At 52.3% G+C, this 22,479-nt stretch carries 18 protein-coding genes; 6 read left to right on the top strand and 12 right to left on the bottom strand.

Features of this window, described 5'->3' with window-relative positions; translation table 11 throughout:
• Positions 1-71: 71 nt before the first annotated feature.
• On the top strand, positions 72-929 hold the full coding sequence (locus SY83_RS03240; RefSeq protein WP_068604216.1) for an aldose epimerase family protein: 858 nt from the start codon (positions 72-74) through the stop codon (positions 927-929).
• A 997-nt stretch (positions 930-1,926) separates the two neighbouring features.
• Positions 1,927-2,547, top strand: a complete 621-nt coding sequence (locus SY83_RS03245; RefSeq protein WP_068604219.1) for a DUF2238 domain-containing protein — start codon at positions 1,927-1,929, stop codon at positions 2,545-2,547.
• A 564-nt stretch (positions 2,548-3,111) separates the two neighbouring features.
• Here the strand turns inward: SY83_RS03245 and SY83_RS03250 are convergent.
• The 7 genes from SY83_RS03250 to SY83_RS03280 all read right to left on the bottom strand — a co-directional run bounded on the left by SY83_RS03250 (position 3,112) and on the right by SY83_RS03280 (position 12,211).
• Positions 3,112-4,170, bottom strand: a complete 1,059-nt coding sequence (locus tag SY83_RS03250) for a glycoside hydrolase family 76 protein (protein ID WP_068604221.1) — start codon at positions 4,168-4,170, stop codon at positions 3,112-3,114.
• Between the two features lie 86 nt (positions 4,171-4,256).
• Positions 4,257-5,798, bottom strand: coding sequence for a glycoside hydrolase family 76 protein (locus SY83_RS03255; protein WP_068604224.1), 1,542 nt, complete (start codon positions 5,796-5,798; stop codon positions 4,257-4,259).
• Between the two features lie 15 nt (positions 5,799-5,813).
• The gene (locus SY83_RS03260) at positions 5,814-6,746 is read right to left on the bottom strand and encodes a carbohydrate ABC transporter permease (RefSeq protein ID WP_082882281.1); all 933 of its coding nucleotides are present in this window, start codon (positions 6,744-6,746) and stop codon (positions 5,814-5,816) included.
• A 13-nt stretch (positions 6,747-6,759) separates the two neighbouring features.
• Entirely contained in the window at positions 6,760-7,638 is an 879-nt protein-coding gene (locus SY83_RS03265) for a carbohydrate ABC transporter permease (RefSeq protein WP_231891422.1), read from the bottom strand.
• A 91-nt stretch (positions 7,639-7,729) separates the two neighbouring features.
• Positions 7,730-9,025, bottom strand: a complete 1,296-nt coding sequence (locus SY83_RS03270) for an ABC transporter substrate-binding protein (RefSeq protein WP_068610822.1) — start codon at positions 9,023-9,025, stop codon at positions 7,730-7,732.
• 73 nt (positions 9,026-9,098) lie between these two features.
• Positions 9,099-10,391 carry a glycoside hydrolase family 125 protein gene (locus SY83_RS03275; protein ID WP_068604226.1) on the bottom strand — a complete coding sequence of 431 codons (1,293 nt, stop codon included), beginning with the start codon at positions 10,389-10,391 and terminating at the stop codon, positions 9,099-9,101.
• A 635-nt stretch (positions 10,392-11,026) separates the two neighbouring features.
• Complete coding sequence (locus tag SY83_RS03280) at positions 11,027-12,211, bottom strand: GntR family transcriptional regulator (RefSeq protein WP_068604228.1); 1,185 nt, start codon at positions 12,209-12,211, stop codon at positions 11,027-11,029.
• Positions 12,212-12,433: 222 nt separating this feature from the next.
• On the opposite strand from SY83_RS03280, the gene SY83_RS03285 reads away from it, so the two are divergent.
• From SY83_RS03285 to SY83_RS03295, 3 genes are read left to right on the top strand one after another with little or no spacing between them, the layout of a single operon-like run.
• Entirely contained in the window at positions 12,434-13,330 is an 897-nt protein-coding gene (locus SY83_RS03285; RefSeq protein ID WP_068604229.1) for an ABC transporter permease, read from the top strand.
• A gap of 32 nt (positions 13,331-13,362) precedes the next feature.
• On the top strand, positions 13,363-14,223 hold the full coding sequence (locus SY83_RS03290; protein ID WP_068604231.1) for a carbohydrate ABC transporter permease: 861 nt from the start codon (positions 13,363-13,365) through the stop codon (positions 14,221-14,223).
• A 20-nt stretch (positions 14,224-14,243) separates the two neighbouring features.
• Positions 14,244-15,749 carry an extracellular solute-binding protein gene (locus SY83_RS03295; RefSeq protein ID WP_068604232.1) on the top strand — a complete coding sequence of 502 codons (1,506 nt, stop codon included), beginning with the start codon at positions 14,244-14,246 and terminating at the stop codon, positions 15,747-15,749.
• Positions 15,750-15,828: 79 nt separating this feature from the next.
• Here SY83_RS03295 and SY83_RS03300 read toward each other — a convergent pair whose 3' ends face one another.
• From SY83_RS03300 to pdaA, 4 genes are all read right to left on the bottom strand, one after another.
• On the bottom strand, positions 15,829-17,070 hold the full coding sequence (locus SY83_RS03300) for a sialidase family protein (RefSeq protein WP_068604234.1): 1,242 nt from the start codon (positions 17,068-17,070) through the stop codon (positions 15,829-15,831).
• 6 nt (positions 17,071-17,076) lie between these two features.
• Positions 17,077-17,454, bottom strand: coding sequence for a hypothetical protein (locus tag SY83_RS03305; protein WP_068604236.1), 378 nt, complete (start codon positions 17,452-17,454; stop codon positions 17,077-17,079).
• 161 nt (positions 17,455-17,615) lie between these two features.
• Positions 17,616-18,575 carry an alpha/beta fold hydrolase gene (locus SY83_RS03310; protein ID WP_068604238.1) on the bottom strand — a complete coding sequence of 320 codons (960 nt, stop codon included), beginning with the start codon at positions 18,573-18,575 and terminating at the stop codon, positions 17,616-17,618.
• Positions 18,576-18,684: 109 nt separating this feature from the next.
• On the bottom strand, positions 18,685-19,467 hold the full coding sequence (pdaA, locus tag SY83_RS03315; protein WP_068604240.1) for a delta-lactam-biosynthetic de-N-acetylase: 783 nt from the start codon (positions 19,465-19,467) through the stop codon (positions 18,685-18,687).
• A 238-nt stretch (positions 19,468-19,705) separates the two neighbouring features.
• Between pdaA and SY83_RS03320 the strand changes: the two genes are divergently transcribed.
• Positions 19,706-20,962 carry an MFS transporter gene (locus SY83_RS03320; protein ID WP_082882283.1) on the top strand — a complete coding sequence of 419 codons (1,257 nt, stop codon included), beginning with the start codon at positions 19,706-19,708 and terminating at the stop codon, positions 20,960-20,962.
• 68 nt (positions 20,963-21,030) lie between these two features.
• Here SY83_RS03320 and SY83_RS03325 read toward each other — a convergent pair whose 3' ends face one another.
• Entirely contained in the window at positions 21,031-22,269 is a 1,239-nt protein-coding gene (locus SY83_RS03325; protein ID WP_068604242.1) for a multidrug effflux MFS transporter, read from the bottom strand.
• Positions 22,270-22,479 lie beyond the last annotated feature (210 nt).

A 22,479-nucleotide genomic window follows, 5' to 3' on the forward strand; every position in this document is an offset into this window, starting at 1 on the left:
GATTTGTGTTATGCTGTGGATGCGAATGTTGTGACATCACCCATATTTGGAAGAGAGGCGGAGGTAAGTTTATGTATAAAGTGTCTACATATGAGGATGTTTATCAAGTGTATGAATTGTCGGATGAGCTCACGGGCTCTTGGGTGAAAGCGGCGCCGGAGCGCGGGGGTATTATTATCGGCTGGGGCGCTGGCGGTGAGGAGCTTCTGTATCTGGATCGGGCCACTTATGAGGATCCTGTGGCCAATATCCGGGGCGGGAATCCGATTCTGTTTCCCATTAGCGGGCAGTTGGAGAATAAGCGCTACGAGTGGGACGGCGTGACCTATCCGATGGCAAATCACGGATTCGCGCGCAATATGGCGTGGGAGGTTGTGGCAACGGGTACGGATGACGGGGCGTGGATGACAATCAAGCTCGTGTCGAACGAGATGACGCGGGAGAGCTATCCGTTCGACTTTGAAATCGTGTATACGTACCGACTTCGGGACGGCGTGCTGGCGATTGAACAGGAATACCGGAACCTGTCCGAAGCACCGATGCCGTTCTATGCGGGTTTCCATCCGTATTTTGCGGCGGATGGGAAGGATTTGGCGTATGATACGGACGCCCGGACGTATCTGGACTACAACGACGGCGAGGTCAAGTCGTATACGGGCAGCCTGGATCTGACGCCGATGGTTGAATCGGCGGCGTTCCTGGATGCCCAGCGGTACGAGATCGGCTTTGAGCCGTCGGCGGGCCGGAGCATCCGGCTGGAATACAGCGACGACTTCAAGTACGTCGTGCTGTGGTCTGTGGCGGGACGCGAGTTCGTCTGCGTCGAGCCGTGGATGGCGCTGACCGGCGAGTTTCACCGGCGGGCGGAGCTGGTCTACGCGCCGCCGGGCGGTGCGGTCCGCGCGGAGCTGCGCATGCGCCGGGTTTGATGCAGGGGCGGGGCGCATGGGGCGGGTTTGATGAGGTAACTGCATGCGGAATTGCGCATGCGGACGACTGTGCGCGCAACGTTGCGCATGGGGCAGTTTGAGGAAATAGCATTCGAACAGCGTAATTTTGATTCTATGAAACGAGCCCGATTGGATGGACAGCGGAGAGCTTGCCAGACGGCAGGCTCCTTTTTTAATCACATGGAAAGTAAAAGTTTCTCGCCTCACGAAAACGGAACTCCAATCGGCATCATAACCTACCCCATAACGCGCCCGCTCAATCGGCAAGCGCTCGCCCTAACGGCCTTTTGCGCCGTTAGATGGCGGGGCGCTCGCCCTAACGGCCTTTTGCGCCGTTAGACGGCGGGGCGCTCGCCCTAACGGCCTTTTGCGCCGTTAGGGGGCGGGGCGCTCGCCCTAACGGCCTTTTGCGCCGTTAGACGGCGGGGCGCTCGCCCTAACGGCCTTTTGCGCCGTTAGATGGCGGGGTGCTCGCCCTAACGGCCTTTTGCGCCGTTAGCGGGCGGGGCGCTCGCCCTAATGGCCTTTTGCGCCGTTAGATGGCGGGGCGCTCGCCCTAATGGCCTTTTGCGCCGTTAGCGGGCGGGGTGCTCGCCCTAACGGCCTTTTGCGCCGTTAGACGGCGGGGCGCTCGCCCTAACGGCCTTTTGCGCCGTTAGGGGGCGGGGCGCTCGCCCTAACGGCCTTTTGCGCCGTTAGACGGCGGGGCGCTCGCCCTAACGGCCTTTTGCGCCGTTAGCGGGCGGGGCGCTCGCCCTAACGGCCTTTTGCGCCGTTAGCGGGCGGGGCGCTCGCCCTAACGGCCTTTTGCGCCGTTAGCGGGCGGGGTATTTTATTTCTAATAGTAGTGGACCAAATCGACTTCATCATTCCCCCTCCGAGCCGTTTGCATGGACCATCTGTAAGTTGAGTATAATACCATTTGTTACCTATGGAAATGGCAGATCATTGCATCGTTGGGAGGGAGGGGAATTTCATGTCTGAAACAGCAAACCGCCGTTTGGTCCTAACTTTGTTGTTGTTATTAGCTGCTGTGCTCCTATGGTCCGTTATAGATGCAAACCGCTATTATATCTGGTTCGCCGAGGCAATGCCTGCGCTTGCGATCGTTGCAATTCTAATTATTACGTACAAACGTTTCAAATTTTCTTCGCTATTCTATGTGCTTCTATTCGTCAGTTTCGTCTGGATGCTGATTGGTGCGCACTATACGTATGAGAGAGTACCCTTGTTTAACTGGATTCGGGATGAGTTTGGGCAAAACCGGAATCATTTTGATCGAATCGGACATTATTTCCAGGGGATTATCCCTGCGCTTGCGGTGAAGGAACTGGCGTGGCGATTGAACCTGATCCCGCACCGTAACGTTCGTGCTATCGTCGCCCTCTCCTTCACTTTGGCGGTCAGCGGCTTCTATGAAATCGTAGAATTTCTCGCCTACTTAGCCTTTGGGGGCGAAGCTGATGATTTTCTGGGTCATCAAGGCGATGAATGGGACGCCCAATGGGATATGATATGGGCCTTCTGCGGCGGACTTACCAGCATCTTGCTGCTCGATAAACTACATGACAAGCAGATCCGGAAGCTGAATCGATGACAATATGACCCCCATGTAATAACAACAAATAAGCGGCAACCTAGGAATAAAGCTTTCCAAGGTTACCGCTGTTTTTTATTGCAAATCCCATCACGACCAAGCCCAATGTCCGCCATAGATGGACAAATAACCTCCGAATGTCCTTCGTATAATGGACACCCGTTTTATTCAGATATAGTTCGGGGTCTAGCCTCAGATATCCATATGTGGTGTCATAAGAGTTCATCCTAATACTACTTGTAGATATCGGCAGCTTGATTTGAAAAACAACCCCGTGTCCACGCTATGAAGGACATTTTTCCATGCAAAGTTCCCCTGAGGTGTACATCTACAATAATTTTCGCCAAAAATATGGATATATACCTTTATAATATAAACATTATTGGAATGAGGGGTTTAGAACAACTTAAACTCTGCCCGATGTAATATATATCTTAGAACCTGGTACTAAGTAACGCGAACATAAATTTGAAATAGGTTGGAACATTTGCGCAGCAACGGGGAACGGTGTGTTCGACATTGGCGAAGCCAACTGACCTCGCTTCTTGAGCTCCACCGACCCGGCTACACCGTCTCCGCGGCAGCCAACTGCCCACGCTTCTCGAGCTCCGCCGCCCGCTCGAGCAACTTCACCCCGCTGAGCTGCGTGCTCAGCGTAACCCGCTCCACCGGCTGGGCATCCCAGCTGGTGGAGAACACGCCGCGGCGCTCACACCGGCCGCGGCTCCAAAGCGCGTCGGCGTTGTGCCCAAGCAGCACAGCCGCCTCCGCCAGCGACGGCTCCTCGTGCGCCAGTTCCGCTACATAGCGGACCAGCACGCCCTTGAACAAGCCGCCGTCGCCATCCTCCTCATCCGGTAACAAGCCCGTCTCCGGATGAACCAGCTCCGCCACTGCCGCATGATACGTGCGGATGGCGTCATCCAGATATCCGCGTTCGCCTGTGACGCGGAACAGCTCAACCCCGGCGCCGATCACCACCCCTTGGCAATAGGTGAACTTCCATTCCTTATCAATCGAACCGTCCCCGGTCCGGTTCATCCCGTCCCAGGCAAATCCGGTCTCCGGATTGATCAGATGCGCTTTTTGCCATTCATAAATTTTCACAGCCCATGCCAAATCTTCCGGACGACCGAACGCTTTGTACAGACGCGCCGCAAGGATGACCGCAGGTGCGTTGGCCGGGGTGTTTTTGTAATCCAACTGCGACTTCTGCCAAGCGATCCCGCCGCCCATATGGTCGTTCCAACCGGTTTGAATGTCCGTCCACAGGATGTCCGCCGCTTCTTTGTACTTAGTCTCGCCCGTCGCACCGTAAGCACGCAACCAGGCAAGAGCCATCCACTCCATGTCATCATAGAGCTCATTCGGCCACACGCCGCCGTTCCGCTCCAGCAATCCGTCATATAACGCGGCTAACCGTGCGGCATACTTGGCATCCCCCGTGCGCGTAAGTCCGTCCACCAGCACATCCACCGCATGCGCCATCCACCAATAATGAAAAATCGTATTACACGCCCCGTCCGGGCACGGAATTTCAATGTCATACAACCCAATCTGCTCATTCCAAAATAATTCATCCAACGCCTGCTGAGCCTCTTCAGCACGATTGTTCCACAACATGGTCAACACTCCTTATCTCTGTATGCTTGCTAAAATCAGGCCGGTCCCGCACATCCTTCCGGATATAACCGGACCGACCGTTATACTTACAGACCGTACATTTTATCCACATTCAAATAATTGGTATTCCCTTTGGAACTGTCATAACCGATTACGATCGTGTTGGATCCCGCGTTTAAATTGACGTTGAGCGTGACCGTACTCCATGAACCCCAACCGCCTGTTCCGTTGAAGGTGAGATTGTTGGATACTACGTTGCCGTTCACTGACACATACCGTCCGGCATTCCCCGCGCCCGCGGCATATCGAATCGTGATGGTACGCGTACTTGCCGAGTTCTGGTTTACATGGAACGTAATGTTCGTCCCGTTCGTATTCCAGCCGGCCACATACCCCCTCCCGGTATATCCCGCCGCGGTGCTTTCGTTTCCGATACCCCCGCCGCCTGATTTCACGAGCACGGCATTCTCCGCTTCATAGGTGCCGTTCCCCGCAATGTATCCCGTATAGTTGTCCGCCGGTGTCAGTTGCAGAAGGGAAGCTCCCGCCGCCGCGGCCATACTTTGGATGTATCCGCTGCCCGTTGGCGCCGTCCAGTCGCTGCCGATGATGTTATCCGAGGTTCGCCGGTGATTGAACGCCTGGGTCGCATTTTGCTGAAGGAAATTCAGATAGGTAGAACTGCCCGTTTCTTTACGCAGATTGTTTAAATTGCGCGCGAACACCATTTTGAACCCGGCCCCGTCATTCTCGCCTTCATACAGCAATGTGTTGGATAAGGTCAATTTACTGATCGCATAATCCGCTGCCGTTGTCGCGTCGGTTAAGTAGGATTGGGTTCCAGTCGCTTTGTACAACGCTAATGCCGCCCCTAAGAACGTTCCGTAGTTATACGTGAAATCCCAGTCAATCACGATCCCGTTGCCGCTGCCCTCCACATGATCGTTGATCTTGTTTCCCGCGACCAGTCTGCTCTTCATCCAGTTGTACAGATTCAACGCTTTGGTTTGATAAGTGCTGTCATTGGTGGCATTTTTCAGCTTCATGGCGGTCATGACCATCGGCGCGTTGGTTGCGATATTCTTCTGTTGCGAGGTGCCGTCGCGTTTCCACCAGATGCCGCCGCCGTAAGTACTGTCGTTAAAGTTATATATCTGATCAAAAAGGTATGAGGCCCGATTCCGATATTCCACCGTTCCTGTCAGCTCATAAGCCCGCATAGCCGCCAGCGCCCACCAGCCCAGGTCGTCATTGAAGTCATTATCCATCATGTTCGGATATTTACTGTTGAAGCCCGCGTAAATGTCGTCAATCATCGTCCGGTATGTCGAGCTTCCCGTACGTTCATAGGCATCCATGACCGTTTCCCACATTTGGGCTTCCCACCAGAAATCCGTGTACAATCCTCCGTTAGGTCCGTGCGCGTGCGTATGAATTTGATGATCGCTGTTGGTGTAGAAATACTTCGCGTTGGCGTCATAAAACGTATTCACGAAGCCGTTCATCGCTGTATCCGCGTTAGCTGAAGTGAAAGCATTGGCGTCCTTTATTCCGATTACAGGCGTGATGACCGCGGCCGCCAGCAAGATGCTTAACCATTTGGATGTTTTCTTTAACTTGTTCTCCATTACATACGCTCCCCCTTAACCCTTAGTACCGCTAAACGCAATGCCTTGGACAAAATACTTCTGCAACACCAAGAACAAAATCAGAATCGGCACAATCGCGATCAACGCGCCGGCCATCATGGGACCGAAATCGGTCTGATAGTTGTACGAGAACGCTTTAAGACCCATCTGAATCGTCGCTTTCTCCGGATCGTTAAGGACAATCATCGGCCACAGGAAGGAATTCCAGCCTGCTTGGAAGGTGAAGATCCCTAAGGTCGCCAGTGCCGGCTTGGTCAGCGGTAAATAGATGTTCCAGAAGATCCGGAACTCTTTACAGCCTTCGATTCGAGCCATTTCCATCATATCGGTGGGCAATGTCATGAAGAATTGGCGCATGAAGAACACCGCGAACGAACCCGATGCGCCCGGGATAATAACGCCCCAGAACGAGTTCATAAAGCCGTTGCCGCCCGAGCCGAAGATGTCGTTCCCGCCGATCAGAGGGAAGTTCTTCAACACGTAGAAGCTGGGGATCATCGTGACGATCCCGGGAATCATCATCGCCGCAAGCAGCACCATAAATAAAGGTTTATTCAGCCGGAAATTCAATTTCGCGAACGCGTACCCGCTTAAAGAACCGAAGAATAAGTTAGCGATTACGCCCCCGATCGCCAATACCAATGAATTCCAGAAATATAAGCCGAAAGGGACTGTGGTAAAAGCCGTTCGGTAATGCTCCCAAGAAATCGAAGACGGAAACCACCGGATCGGCAGGGAGAAAATTTCTTCACTCGGCTTGATTGAAGTCATTAAGCTCCAGAAGAACGGGAGGAACATGAACACCGCAATGGAAATGCTCACCGCGTAGAACAGGATGTTGCCTGCCCATTTGCGTGCCTTGTAACCTGGTGTATGCACGGACGTCTTGTAGGAAAGAGCGCCTCGGTTTGTTTGTGTGTCAGCCATGATTTGCTCCTCCTTACAGAATAGACTCTTCCGACTTGTTAACTTTCGTATTTATATAGGAGAACACCAGAATAACGATGGCCAGTACGAACGCCTGCGCGGACGCATAGCCCATCTGTAACTGATTAAAGCCTTGCTGGTATATCAGATATACCGGTGTTTTTGTCACATTCGCCGGTCCCCCTTGCGTCAGCACAAACGCCTGATCAAAGAGCTGCAGGGCTCCGATAATCGACATGGTGGAAACCAGGAATGTGGTAGGGCGCAGCTGCGGCCAGGTAATATAGCGGAACCGGTCAAACGCCGATGCGCCGTCCAGCTTCGCGGATTCATACAGGTAATCCGGTACGCCTTGCAACCCCGCGATATAGATCACCATGTTGGAGCCGATGGACTGCCACAGGGTAACGAGGATAATGGAGAGCATAGCCGTATTCGTTTGCGCCAGCCAAGCCGGACCCGTAATGCCCAGATAACCGAGCAAACCGTTGACCAGACCGAACTCCGGGTGCAGCAGCCAAATCCACACCGTTGCCGCCGCAACCGCCGAGGTCAGCGTAGGCAGGTAGTTCATCGTCCGGAACAGCTTGACGCCCGGTTTGTTAAAGTTCAAGAGCAGGGCAATCAGCAAGGAAATCAAGATGTTCAGAGGCACAAAGATGACGGAGTAGAAAATAACGTTCCGGAATGTTTGCCAATATAATGAATCTTGGAACAGTCTGCGGTAATTATCGAGTCCCACCCAGTCTCTCCTCGAGACCACGTCATAGTTCGTGAAGCTTAAGTACATGGCCATGACCACGGGAACGATGGTAAACGCCAAGAACAACAGCATCGTTGGGGTAATAAACAGATAACCCATTCTGGCTTGGTGCTTATGAAGCTTGTGCATGGAAGCCACGAATACTCCCCCTTTCATCAACACATATATGCTCGGATATTCGTGCAAAAGGGAGGTTGCCCTCCCTTTTGCGCTGTGGTGTCTATTGAACTGTCGCGTTATCCTTCAACAATTGATCGCCGCGTTGCTGCGCTTTCTTCAGCGTATCTTCCGCGCTTAGTTTGCCGTTCAGGAACAGATCGAGGTTCGGCAGTAACGCATCGTCTTCCATGACGGAGTATCCGGAATGCTGCGGACGAATTTTAGCTGTATTCAGCGTTTCAATAAACGGTTTAAGGTTAGGATCCTCTGTGAAGAACGGATCTTCTAAAGCCGGTTTGAAGCCCGGGATGTTCAGACTTGTTTTGGCCCATAGCAATGCATTGTCTTTGTTGGCTGTCCAGAACTTGATGAATTCCCAAGCTTCTTCCTTGTTCTTCGCTCCTGCCGGAATGACAAGACCGAATCCTCCCATGATGCTCGCTTGGTCGCCGTTAGGTCCCGCCGGAGGCGCTACAACGCCAAAGTCCAGATCTTTACCAAACTTCTTGTACGTGCTCAGATTCCAAGGACCGTTGTATTGCATAGCCAGCTTGCCCGTTACGAACGCGTCCGTACCTTCACCCAAGCCTGTTTCGAATCCAAGCTTATACACCTTGTCTTTATTCAACATACGATCCCAAAGATCCAGAACCGCTTTACCTTGCTCGTTATTAAAGTTCGTTGCTGTGTTGTCCGCGTTCAGCATTTGTCCGCCTGCTTGCTGCAGATACATGTTGAACAAACCTTTATCATTCAGGGAGAAACCGGCTACTTCCAGCTTGTTTCCGTTCCATTTCGTCAGTTTCTTCGCCGCGGCTTCAAGCTCCGCCCAAGTGGTTGGCGGTGTTACACCCGCGTCCGCAAGTAATTTTTTGTTATAAAATAAAGCCCTGGCATCTACCGTTAAAGGCAACCCGTATAATTTATCTTGGTATGATAACTCTTTCAATGCTTCGCCGTAGAAATCTTCTTTGTTCAGTCCGTCCTTAGTCACATACTCATCAATCGGGTGCAATACGTTCTTAGGCGCGTAAAGGGATGTGCGCCATCTGTCCCAGAACAGAACGTCCGGGGAACCGCCTGAGGTTGCCGCTGTCAGGAATTTCGTAATCATGTCCTGTTGCAGGACGTATTTCACTCGAATTTTGTCTTGCGAATTATTAAACGCGTCAACCATGGTTTCGAATTGCTTCTGCCCTTCACCGCCCCAGTCACCCCAGAACGTTACTTCTTTCACTTTGGCGGAACTCTCCTTGTTCCCGCCATTAGTTGGAGCGTTAGCGTTGTTATTCGCCGTATTCGCCGTGTTTCCGCAAGCCGCCGTGAACATCAATGCAACCAAGGTAAATACCGTCATCCATTTCTTCACTTGTATTGCCTCCCTTTTCTATAGTGAATGCTATTTCATAGGTCACCCTATTGAAATCGATCTATTTCTGTACACGGAATCCGCAATAATCCATAAGCAGCTCCGCGAACATCATGTTGGCCCAAGAGAACCAGGAGCGTGTAAACTCATGCGGATCATCGACATGAAAGCCTTCGTGCATCATCCCTGTATCTGCTTCTGTTGCGGCCAGTAATCCAAGCATCCGCGCCTTTTCTTCGCTTGTTGTCGCCGTTAAACCTTGCATGGCCAGTGCGATCGGCCAGATATACCGGTTCGGCGTATGGGGACTGCCGATGCCTTCCGCCGCCTTCCCTTTGAAGAAGTAAGGGTTGCTTTCGCTCAGGATGAACCGCCGGGTATTCTGATAGACGGGATCGGACGCATCCGTGTAACCAAGATAAGGGATGGAGAGCAAACTTGGCACATTGGCGTCATCCATGAAGTTGTATCTGCCCATCCCGTCCGTCTCGTAGGCATACATACGACCGAACTCCGGATGATCCACGATTGCATGTTCTTGAATCCCCTGATCAATCTCCTTGCGAAGCGCTTCCGCTTCTTCCACCAGGTTAGGATCGCGCAGAATTTCTGTCGCGATTTCCGTAACATATCTTAAAACGACCACCGCGAACATGTTCGCCGGAACCAGATAGCCGTATGTGCAGGCATCGTCACTCGGCCGGAATCCGGACCAGGTCATGCCGGTGTAGGCGGTTTCGCTGCCTTTGCCGTCCCGCGCCAAGGTGTCCGTCGGCGGACAATTCGCGCGTTGGAACGTGTACGCGGATTCCGTTTCGTGATGCTGTTCTGTTCTCCACAAGTTAAGGATCGTTCGCGTCGCCTGCAAGAAAGTATCGTTAAACTGCGATGTTCTGCCGGTATTCTTCCATAGAAGGTATGCTAATTGTAACGGATAGCACAGGGAGTCGATTTCGTACTTGCGTTCCCACAGCCAAGGTGTCATCTCCGTTGCGTCGTCCTGATGTCCCTTTCCGCTCGGTTCAATATTGAAAGCGTTCGCATAGGGATCCAAAACAATGTATTGCAACTGCCTCTGCACCAATCCTTGAATCATATCGGCCAGACCCGCATCTTCTTGGGCGAGGACTAAATAGGGTCTGACTTGAGCCGCCGAATCCCGAAGCCACATAGATGGTATATCACCTGTTATAACAAATGTGGTTCCGTCTTCCAACCGCCGGACTGTAGTCTGTAATGTATTGGTAAAACCGTTGTTGAAAATCTGTGACCAACGGGGATGGTCCTTGATCTTATCAGCAATTTCAGTTGCGAACCGCTGAACGGAGACCGGGTTTTCCGTTTGAGAAATCATGCTGATCTCCCTCCTCTGCTTCTGGATTAAATCATCTTGTTAACCGCTTACATTGATTATAGGAGGGATTAAACAACATGTCAATATGTTTTTTAATAACATTATATCATTCAATATACTAACCTATTAGATCAATAGTAGGGTATCACATCCTTTACGGGTGATCCAATGTGCATAGTTAGTGTGCACCGCCGTGGAGTAACCATTGTTTATGGTAACGAATTACGTTGATGAGTTACCGGTTTTCGCTATATTAAGGCACCTTTGTGGGGAATCGGACCATAAAGAAACAAAGTTCCTTCATGTGCAGTGACGAACGCACACGAAGGAACTTTGTTACGTTATAGATGGGCACAGCTCAAATTTCAGTGAAATTAGCCCAAATCGGCTGCAGCTCAAGGAAAATGGTTACCTTTCGACCAGCTCCCACCCCGCACGAGGTTTGACCGCCTGCGTATTTACCATCAAATCCGTTCGGTTCACACCACCTAAGCTACCGAGAACCGCGCGACGGGAATCGCACGTGGTGCGAACTGGGGTGAGCCTGAGTCTAATGGTGGTTCAACACCTGTGGAACAACAAAAAAGGACTCCCGAAGGAGTCTCTCAAACCATCCCATCACGACTCGAATCCCGTCAGCTCCGGCCCGTGGTCTTCGCAGGACCTGTGGACTGGCTGATGATCAGGGATGCGTCGAGCATGATTTTGCCAGGAACCGTTTCGCCCTCCCTCAGCTTCAGGACATGCTCGAACGCCAGCCGCCCCATCTCTTCCTGGTTCTGCTTCAGATGCGTCAACGGGAAATATCCGTTCGTTTCCGGACTGTCGAAGGAGATGAGCGAGATGTCCTCGGGAATGGACAAGCCCAGCTGCTTCACCGCTTTCTGCGCCAGCACCGCGATGTTGTACTCCGTTGCGAAGATGCCGGTAATGTGCGGATTCTCCTTCAGCCGCCGCTTGATCTTCTCAATATCCTGCTGCTTGTTCTCCTCGGTGTTAGCCGACGGGAGCGTGGACAGGATATCCTCGATCCACAGTTCCCGGTCAATCGCGATGCCCTGCTCGGCATGAGCCTGAATAAATCCTTCAATTCGATCCTCAATCGCCGTGGTATCGGCAGGAGGCGGCGTAACAAACGCGATATGCTGATGCCCCAGCTCGAATAAATACTCCGTGCCCCTCTTTGCCGCGGCAACATTGTCCGTACTGATCGACCCGGCGGAGATTCCCTTGAGATGACGATCTACCAGCACGAACGGGAATCGCCCGATCACAAGCTTGAGTATCTCCGGATTGAAATACTCCCCCTGGGCAGGGAAAATAATCAGGCCGTCGACTCCAAGCTCGAGCATGCCCTGGATCGCCTCCTCTTCCAAGGCGGGGATCCCGAACGTCCGGCGTATAACCAGATAGCTGTCCGCCTTGCGGGATGCCTCTTCCATACCGTATACCAAACCCATGCCGTAGCTGTCCCCGAAATCCGTAATAATTAATCCCACGAGAAGCTTGCTCGTTTTGCGGCGGTTGTACGCTCCCGCTCCCGTTCCCGATCCTACCCCGCTCACGTTTCCCGTTACACCAGCCGTTCGCTGCCCTTCGGCAACAAAGGACCCGCGCCCGGGCTGACGAATGATATAACCTTCATTCGCAAGAAGCTCCAACGCTTTCTTGCTTGTAATTCGGCTGACGTTGTACTCCTCCCCCAGCTCTTTCTCGGAAGGAACCCGTTGCCCTACTTTATATTGCTTATCTTCAATCCGTTCGCGAAGCGCGTCGAATATTTTCTCATACATCGGTTTGGATGGTGATTCATTTGCCATAGTACCGGACCTGCCTCTCCCTAACCTTCAACTTTATAATAATATATCATGATATATACACTTTGTGAAGAAGTGTTCTATTACTTCAATCAACCGCCCTTTTTAACCGCAAAACCTTCCCCAATGACAAGCTGCCTATACATCGCTCCCATGCTGAGAATACATTAGTTTAGCTGACAGAAGGCGAGGGAACGCGGCCGGAAACCGGAGGTGCACTTCGACATGCTTCGCAACCTGTACAACCATAGACTGTTGTTGTTCATGCTTTTGCCCGGACTACTCTACTTTATCGTGTTTCATTACATGCCTATGGCCGGTCTGCTTCTTGCCTTTACGGATTACACTCCCTCTTCAGGCCTAGCGGACAGCAACTGGGTGGGGTTGGAACATTTCAAGAGACTGGCTTCAGAGCCGACCTTGGGCATGCTGGTTCGGAACACGGTGCTGCTTTTTCTGTTCAATGTCCTCATCACGTTCCCCCTGCCGGTCATGCTTGCTTTCTTGTTTCACGAACTGAAGAAAGGACCCTTGTCCTCTTTTGTGCAAAACGCGCTCTACCTCCCCTATTTCTTGTCCTGGGTTGTGGTGGTCAGCTTGTTTTACGTTCTGTTTGAAGAAGCCGGCTCCCCCTTTCAAAAGGTGCTTGAAGCGTTCGGACTCGCTCCGGTGCACTTCATGTTGGAAGAAAGCTGGTTTCGTCTGCTTTACACGGGACAGAACCTGTGGCGGGAAGTCGGGTGGGAAACGCTGATTTACGTTGCGGCTATCTCCAGCATCAACAAGACGCTGTATGATGCGGCCAAGCTGGACGGAGCGGGGCGATATCAGCTGATGCTGCATATCACCTGGCCCGGTATACGCAACATGGTCTATATGCTGCTCATCCTCAAATGCGGCCACATCCTCGATCTGGGCTTCGAACATGCCATGCTGCTGATCAACCCGGTAAACCGAAGCTCGGCTGAGATTCTGGATACTTATATGTACACCGCGGGCATTCTGGGCGGACAGTTCGGATATACGACGGCCATCAGCCTGTTTAAATCCGCGGTTGGCGTCACGCTCCTGTTGTGCGGCAATGCCATCATACAACGAGTTCGGAAGGACGAGATTCTCTGATTACTTTCTCGGGTGAAGGGAGACGTGAAACCATGCTTAACCGTTACGGGGCACGTAGGAAGGGAATCTGGTTTGACTGGGTCAACCGGACCTTCCTGTTCTTGCTGGCGATGACAACCGTCATTCCGCTTCTCTATGTCGCATGGGCATCCGTTACCGTGCATGGCGCGTCCAATGCGGCCTTCCCCGGCTTCACGCTGGCTGCCTACAGATACCTGCTGGGTTCCGAAGGCATCGTGCGGAGCTTGGCCAACACCTTCTGGATCACAACGATCGGTACAGTTATCAATGTGTTGCTGACTTGTCTGACGGCGTACCCGCTGGCCCAAGCCTCGCTCCCGTTTCGCAAGGGGTTTCTGCTGTTCATCGCTTGCACCATGATCTGCTGGGGTGGCATGATACCGGATTACTTGGTCGTCAGTCAACTCGGTTTGTTGGATACGTATTGGGCGTTATGGTTGCCCGCGGGCATTCAGCCTTTGCTGCTGTTTGTGCTGGTCGCCTTCTTCCGCAAGCTTCCGTCGAACGTGACGGATTCTGCCAAGTTGGACGGCTGCGGACATCTGGATCTGTTGCTCCGCGTCATCCTCCCTCTGTCCGTACCGCCGATTACCGCGTGCGCGATGATGTATGCCGCCGCGCACTGGAACGATTTCATGAGTCCCCTGCTGTATGTGTCCGACGTGCATCGGTGGCCGATTCAAATCTGGCTTCATCAGGTCATTCTCCTGTCCGCGGGGGGGATTGAACCGCCCGCCGGGGCGAAGCCGCTGCCTCTCTACGCCATTCGTAACGCGTTAATCATTCTGGCCGTTATCCCCTTGTCATTACTCATCGCTTCCTTCCATTCATCCCTGTTGCACGCCCTTCCCGGCGGTTCGGTTAAAGAATAATGAAAGAGGTTGATTCAAGTATGAAACTCACGAAATTTCATGCCAAATGGTTCTTCCTGACGGCCCTCATCGCCGCTTTTGTATGGAGTACGCTGCGTTTTCCCGACACGGATCTGACAACAGAGAAGAAGCCGGGTAAAGCCGTAACCTCCTTCTCCATGATGTCTTTCTACAACGATGCCGCGCCACCGCCTGAGCCTATGGCCTTCTTTGAAGAGGTGCAGCAACGAACAGGTACGGATATCCGCATGATCTGGGTCCCGAAGGCGGCTTATACCGACCGGGTAAACCTAGCGCTTTCCTCGGGCGAGATGCCGGATGTGCTGTTCGTAAAGGACAACAAGCCCTCTCCCATCGTTGAGGCTGTCCGTAAAGGTCTGTTCTGGGAAATCGGCCCCTACTTGTCCCGGTTTCCAAACCTGCGTCAATTGAATCCGAAAACCCTGGAGAACCTCTCCATCGACGGCAAAATATACGGCATACCCCGCAGCAGACTCCTCGCCCGCGATGCGATTACCTATCGCAAGGACTGGCTGGATTCGCTCGGGCTGCAGGAGCCGCAAACGATTGACGAGTTGTATCGGATGCTGAAGGCCTTTACGTACGACGATCCGGACGGTAACGGAAAGCAGGACACGTGGGGACTGCTCTCCGCGAAGGACGGATACATGTATTTCCGTACGGTCGTCGGGTGGTTTGGCGGACCGAACCGTTGGCAGGTTCAAGAGGGACAATTCACCGCGGATCATGAAACGAAGGCCTATCTACAGGCTTTAAAGTTTATGAGACGGCTGTACAGCGAAGGGATTCTGAATCCTGATTTTGCCGTATTCAGCGAAACGAAGAAAGCCCTGCAAGAAGGTACAGGCGGCGCGAATATCGCCAATATCGAGAATGCGTATAATTACACGTTTTCCTTAGAGAAGGATTCCAAAGCCGTTTTTGACATATTGCAGCTCATTGAAGGTCCTCAGGGCATTCGCATTCCGGCCCTGCCGGGTTACGGCGGTACCTATCTGTTTCCGAAGAGCGAGGTTAAGACCGAGAGTGAGCTATTGAAGCTTCTGCAGTTTTTTGACACGTTCATGTCGGAGTCGATGATTAAGCTGTTGGATTTCGGAATTGAAGGGAAGCATCATACGGTGTTGGAGGGTGTTCCTACGCTGAATCGCGACATCCCTGAATCCATCGCCAGCGAGCTGCAGATAATTAAGGAACTGCGCATTGATCCAAGGTCTACACTGCCGAAGGGACGGGAGCCGTTGGCGCTCAAGATCAACCGGTTTTATGATGATCATGCTCAAAATACGGTGGAAAACCCCGCGGATCCTTTGCTGTCCGAGACGATGATTCTGCGCGGCGCAGAGTTGGACCAGATTGTCGAAGACGCTTATGTTAACTTTATTATGGGCCGAATCGACGAAGCGGGTTGGCGCGCTGAAATCGAGAAGTGGAGGAAGCAAGGCGGAAATGCGGTAAAAAATGAATTATCGGCCGCTTATGGTAAGCTTCAATCTCCCAAGTGACATAAAAGCCGCACCGGTTAGCTTCAGAGCTAACTCGGATGCGGCTTTTTTTTGATCCGTAATAAGGTGAGGTGTCGGCTCAGGTGCCAAAGAATACGTCCTGCTTACCGGTTCTTGTGTCCGTCCATACGGCGGCCAGCGTTTCCGGCGCGGTAGTGCGAGCGGTAATATAATCCGCCAGCAAGTTGATCGGAGGCGCGATGACGGGATTGAAGGACTGCAGGGAAACACGGCGGTTTATAAAGCTGTTGCCTCCGTCCGTGGATTCGGCGACATAGCAGTCCAACAGAAAACCGTTGGAAACGTTGGTGTAATAAATGCAGTATATTTTGCCTGTCGCGGGTGCCACGGTAATGGAGGGTTGAAAGCTCTGCGAGAAAGGGACTCCGTGCGAGATCGTTACAGGTTCGCTCCAAAGCTGTCCGTCCGGGGAACGGCAGAACAGAATTTCCGAATACCCTTTGCGGAAATCCTGCCAAGCGGCATACACATTGCCTGCCGTCGGGGTTGCCGAGACATCGGCGGCAAGACTGGCAATCGTCAGCACCCGGAATTGATAGCCGGGTACAGGCAACGGTGTGGGCGGAAGGACAACGCTTGATATACCAATGGCTCCCCGAAACGTAGGATCCGGAAAGAATGTAGCTCCGCCGTCATACGATATGCGCACAAAAAATTGCGGCATCGTCGGACCTGTTCGAATATAGCCGACATAAACTTCGCCGCTGACGCCTACTGCGATCGAGGCTCTGTCGGTGTAACCTCTGACACTGGAAATTCTGATCGGCGTCAGCCAGTTAAAGCCCCCGTCCACGGATCTTCGAAAGAATATCCCGGAATTACCCACACTGTACTCAATATCATACAACGGCGTGTACGTGGCGTAGGCATATCCCCTGTAGGGGCTGGCCGAGGTACGGTCAAATGCGATATAGGGTTCATCGTTGTGCAAATCGAATCCGAACCCTTGCGCAACAACAATAGGATCCGTCCAGGTAACGCCGTTGTCATCCGATACATAGACGAAGATGGAACCGTCCGCAAAGTTGTTAAACGCATGAACAATGACAATAAACCGATTCGGAAACGTATAATCGATTGAAGCCGCTTCCGCCCCTCCAAATCCTGCTGGTAAAGGCAGCAGTCCCGTAATCCAGGTCAATCCCCCGTCCGTGGATCGATACAGACCGGTGCGCGCCACACCGGTGCCGGTGTCGGTGGCAACCACGGCCATAATTTTCGGATTCAACTGGTTGACGGCGATCGAGGGTTCCTGATGAGCCCCCGGCAAGTTGGCCGTGATGTTCACATTGATTCCCATCCCTCTTCACACCCCCATTACTGTAAATCGGTCTATATATTGAAAATCATTTTGCAAGAAATACTGCGTAGAAATGGTACCTCCGGGACCGGCAAACCCGACAGCTGTTACTGCCGTATTCAAAGAGCTGAAAAAACTGAACTGCAATTCGAAACCGTAACCCGATAAAGGATAATTTCGAACTGCGAACTGAAGCGGGCGGATCGTGAACAATTCACGGATGACTACAGATTTAACCAGGGGATTTCCTGCGTATTGAAACAAGATAATCTCCAGATTGGACGGGACGGTATTGGAGTTATTGACTGCCGTGATGTTAAGGATCGTTGAGATGAAGTTATTTCCCTCGTCCACGTTCACGATGAATCCGCTTGTATAAGGCACTTACACCCCTCTTTTCATCCATTTAGCTTAGTGTATGAAAGAAGGGTCGGTGCCCGATTAGACGATTCCCCTGATTGAGTTTGTGAATTTAAACACAAAAAAGAGCCCGCTGTTAGCAGGCTCCTCAGGTCATGCATGGATGCGATTGTTGAAGGGTAACACTAAAGTTTTGACAAGAACATCATAGCCTTATCATTAAACCCCGGCAGATGCTCATGGCCGAAGTCCGGGAAGATTTCCAGCTGTTTCGGGGCTGTAATTTTATTGTAGGCCGCGAACTGTGTGGAAGGCGGGCAAATCGTGTCCATCAAGCCGACAGCCATCAGCACTTCGCCTCGGACTCTCGGCGCCAGGTACTGAATATCAATATAGCCCAGGCGCTTAAACACTTCTTCCTCCCGAACGTGCTGCGGATCATGGTGCCTGAAATACGTGCGCAACTCTGAATACGCATCCTTCGCCATATCCATTTCCCACACGCGCCGATAGTCGCTCAGGAAAGGGAACACCGGCGCCAGCCGCTTAATGCGGGGCTCTAACGCCGCGCATGCGATGGTGAGGGCCCCGCCTTGCGAACCGCCCATAGCGCCGACCCGATCCGGATCTACTTCCGGCAACTCCATGACGATGCCCGCAAGTTGAGCGCAATCCAGGAAAATATCCCGGAAGGCGAGCCTGTCTTCATGATCGTCCAATCCGCGAATAATATGACCCTGATGGGTGGTGCCTTTCACCCCGCCGGGGTCTTCACTGGTTCCGCCTTGACCGCGGCAATCCATGGAAACGACGGAGAAACCCAGCGCGGCGTAGTTTAATTTATCATTCCAATCGCCCGCGTTGCCGGTGTAACCATGAAATTGGACAACCGCGGGGTGCTTGCCTTCCGTATGTACAGGCTTTACATATTTGGCATGAATGCGGGCTCCCCTGACCCCTGTAAAATACAAGTCATAGCATTCGGCAAAAGGCACCTGAAACTTCGCTTTCACCAGCTCGACATTTGGATCAACCGCTTTCATTTCTTTTAATGCCCGATCCCAGTAAGCATCAAAATCATCCGGGCGCGGGTTAATTCCCTCATATTTCTTTAATTGTTCCAACGGCATATCGATTAACGGCATCTTCCAATCTCTTCCTCTCCACAGACGGTTTCCCCTATCATAGTCCAGATGAATTTCCGTTGTAAAGAGGGAGGTTGGTCGATTTACGAGAAGGTTTATAGTCCTGAACTTAGTGATACGTTCTCTTCGATAGTTGATCCAGCGACTTGAACTCATATCCTTGCTTTCTCGCATCGTCAATGATCGTCCCTAACGCGTCCGCATTATCTTTGGACACGCTGTGCAGCAGGATGACCGCGCCCGGATGCAATTGCGCCATCACTTTGTCATAAGCGTATTGCGCGCCTTTCTGCGCCTTCGTATCCCAATCCTTATAAGCGACGGACCAGAATACATTCGTATAGCCAAGCTCGCCGCTTACCGCCAATGTCCGCTCATTAAACACGCCCCGGGGCGCGCGCAGGTACCGCATTTCCTGTTGACCTGTCAGCTCCGCGGTCGCGGTCTTTACCTTCTCAAGCTCCTGGCCCAGCTTCTCGTTCGTCACCGTGGTCAAGTCCGGGTGGCTCCAGGAATGATTGCCGATCAGATGACCTTCGGCTTTCATCCGCTTCATCAGCTCAGGCTGATCCTTGATATAGTGTCCTGTGACAAAAAAAATCGCCGGCACCCGCTTCGCTTTCAGCACATCCAATACCTGCCGCGTGAGTCCGTTCTCATAGCCGTTATCGAAGGTCAGATAGAGCTCTTTCTTGGAGGTATCCCCCAGAAAGATGGCGCCATGCTTTTGCACGATGCTATAAAATCCTTCCTGTGCGATCGAAGGCAACTCTCCGCCCCGGCTGCGCTTGAACCCGAAACCGTAAGGAACATACCCCGCCCCGTTCGCTACGGTGAAGGTCGCCGTTAATAGCACAAGCAAGGTTGCGCCAATAATGGCTATTTTTCTCATGATGATCAGCACTCCTTGCCTTGTTGGGTTTATTGCATTCAAGGAATAATATGCCACCTGAAGATGGTTTTTATGCTTTAGACGGAATGAAGAGGCAATTGAAGGAGAATGAGGACGCATAGCGGCGTTTTTGTGCGGGGAATGGGGGATTTTTGCACTGGTCAAAACCTCACCTCCTCTGTTAATATTTTCATAATCTAATGGACCGTTCATGATATTAATTAAGAGGGGTGTTTCCATGTCAACCGCGCAAGTTACTCTACCTTCAGGGTTGCCGCCGTCCGGTGCCAATCTCAAACCGCAAGCAGCTCCGAATACGATGTTCACCATTCTGTTCGCGATCAGCTTCGTACATTTAATGAACGATATGATACAGGGTGTTGTGCCCGCCATGTATCCCATTCTTCAACAATCGCTGAAGCTCTCCCTGTCCCAGATCGGGTTTATCGGGTTCACATTCAACGTGACCTCATCGCTTCTGCAGCCCCTGATCGGCGCTTATACCGACAAACGTCCGATGCCCTATATTTTGCCCATCGGCACGCTGTTCTCCATGGCTGGAGTGGTAGGATTGGCTTACGCCTCTTCGTATGAGATGATCCTGCTATTTGTGGCCATTATAGGCATCGGCTCGGCTATTATGCATCCCGAGTCTTCCAGAGTCGCGCATATGGCCGCGGGACCCCGCAGAGGTATGGCGCAGTCGATCTTTCAAGTTGGCGGGAATGCCGGGCATGCCTTCGCACCGTTGATTGCGGCTTTTATCCTTGTTCCGCTGGGGATCCGGGGCGCCGTATGGTTCGGGTTCGCGGCTGCCATTGCCTTTGTGCTGCAAACCTATGTAGCCAAGTGGTACGCTTCCTCGCTGGACCGCCGAATCAAAAAAGCCAAAGCCTCCGGAAACGGAGAAGGTCTGGTTCGGAGCCGTAAGGCCTTAATATTCAGCATGGGACTCTTGGTGCTGCTCCTGTTCTCGAAGAACATTTATCTGGCGGGCATGAGCAATTATTACAGCTTTTATCTTATCGACCGTTTTCAACTGAGCATTGAGAATGCCCAATATTTTGTATTCGTTCTGCTGGCTTCAGGAGCCATCGGCGTGTTTATCGGCGGTCCGCTCGCGGATCGATTCGGAAGAAAGAATATGATTCTTTTCTCCATTCTGGCGCCCGCCCCGATTACCATTGCTCTGCCTTATCTGAATTTGGTCGGCGCTACGTTATGCACCATAGCGATCGGACTCATTCTGTATTCCGCATTCTCCATCATTGTCGTTTACGCGCAAGAACTGATGCCCGGGAAAGTTGGACTTGTTTCCGGTCTGTTCTTCGGCTTATCGTTCGGGCTGGGAGGCATCGGCGCCGCGTTGCTGGGCAACCTCGCCGATGCGACCTCCATTGAGTACATGTTCAAAGTCACGTCTTATCTTCCGTTGTTGGGGCTTGCCGCTGTCTTCTTGCCTAGTGACAGGAAGAAGGGCACCGTCGCCGCTTAAGCTATTAATCCGCGCACAAAGAGAGGGAAGTCATGTTCCGGTTGGAACGCGACTTCCCTCTCTTTATATTATTTCCGGACTCGGACCAATGTCAGGTAACATAGGACAGCCATTGCCTCCGCGGCAGCGATTACTGCGGCCATCGGCCATGCCGCTGCGTCTGTTCCGCCGATCATACCTACGAATGGAGCGAGCAAGCTGCCCAGAATATAGGAGAGCAATCCGAGCAAGGCCGATGCCGTTCCCGCATGGTGACCATAATTCTGCATCGCCAGCGGAAATCCTGAAGTACCGACAATGCCGACAGCGGCTACGATCAGAAACAGCGGGGGCAGCATCGCGTACAGCCCGCCTCCGGCCAAGTTAACCAAGAGCAATGAGGCTCCACCCGTTGCGGCGGTGGCGAGACCCATTGCGAATAAGGTGCTGTCCTTCAGCTTTCCCGACAATCTGCCGGTAAGTTGACTGGCCAATATAATCCCTGCCCCGTTTACGGCAAAAATCACACTGAAGAACTGGGGGGACTTGCCGAACACTTCCTGCACGACAAAAGGCGACCCCGCGATATAAGCGAACATGCCTGCTATAACGAACCCTTGCGTCAGGGCGTAACCCATGAACGAGCGATCCTTGAGCAGAAGGCCGAATGTGCTCAGCATATTACGAAAGCCTCCCGCTGAACGTCTAGCCTGGGGCAAGGTTTCCTTAAGACCGAACAAGGAACCCAGCAACAATAACCCGCCAATCCCGCTTAGCACCATGAATATGCCGCGCCATTCCATCACTTTCAGCAGTTGTCCGCCAATAATCGGAGCAAGAATGGGAGCGGCGCCGTTCACCAGCATGAGCATGGCATAGAACTTCGTAAGCTCTTTCCCCGCATACAGATCTCTTGCGATAGCCCTGGAAATTACAATTCCGGCCGAGCCTGCCATGCCTTGTATAAATCGGAGCATTAAGAATAATTGGATCGTAGGCGCCCAACTGCACAATATTGAAATCAGCGCATATAGAACAAGGCCGGCAATCAGCGGTCCTTTCCTGCCGCGAACATCACTGAGCGGACCCGCAAACAGCTGTCCCGCGGCTAGCCCCATGAGACAAGCCGTCAAGCTCAATTGGGCATAGTAAGCATTCGTGTGCAAGTCCTGAGCCAAAGCGGGCAAGGCGGGCAAATACATATCCAGCGAAAGCGGTCCGAAAGCCGACAAAGAGCCCAGTAACAGAATTAATCCGATTAAGGCGCCTCCCGTTTTTGAGCTATTTTTAGACAGTGCCCCGTCCGCAGAGTTATTCGTTAATTTCATCACATCATCACCTATTTCTTTAGTTAACCCTAGATATAGCAGGTAGCAGCAACATATTCCCTCAGTCTACGCCAGCCGATGTCTTCCCGCAAGCTTTGTCTGCGTCAGGAAGCAGTACCTGTTGGGACTATGCCGCTGCCGCTAAACGAATCGACAGTCTCCGTAAAGTAGTTGTAATGTAACTATAATGTAGCTGTAATGTAACTAACT

The organism is Paenibacillus swuensis (genome assembly GCF_001644605.1).
Taxonomy (GTDB): Bacteria; Bacillota; Bacilli; order Paenibacillales; family DY6; genus Paenibacillus_N; species Paenibacillus_N swuensis.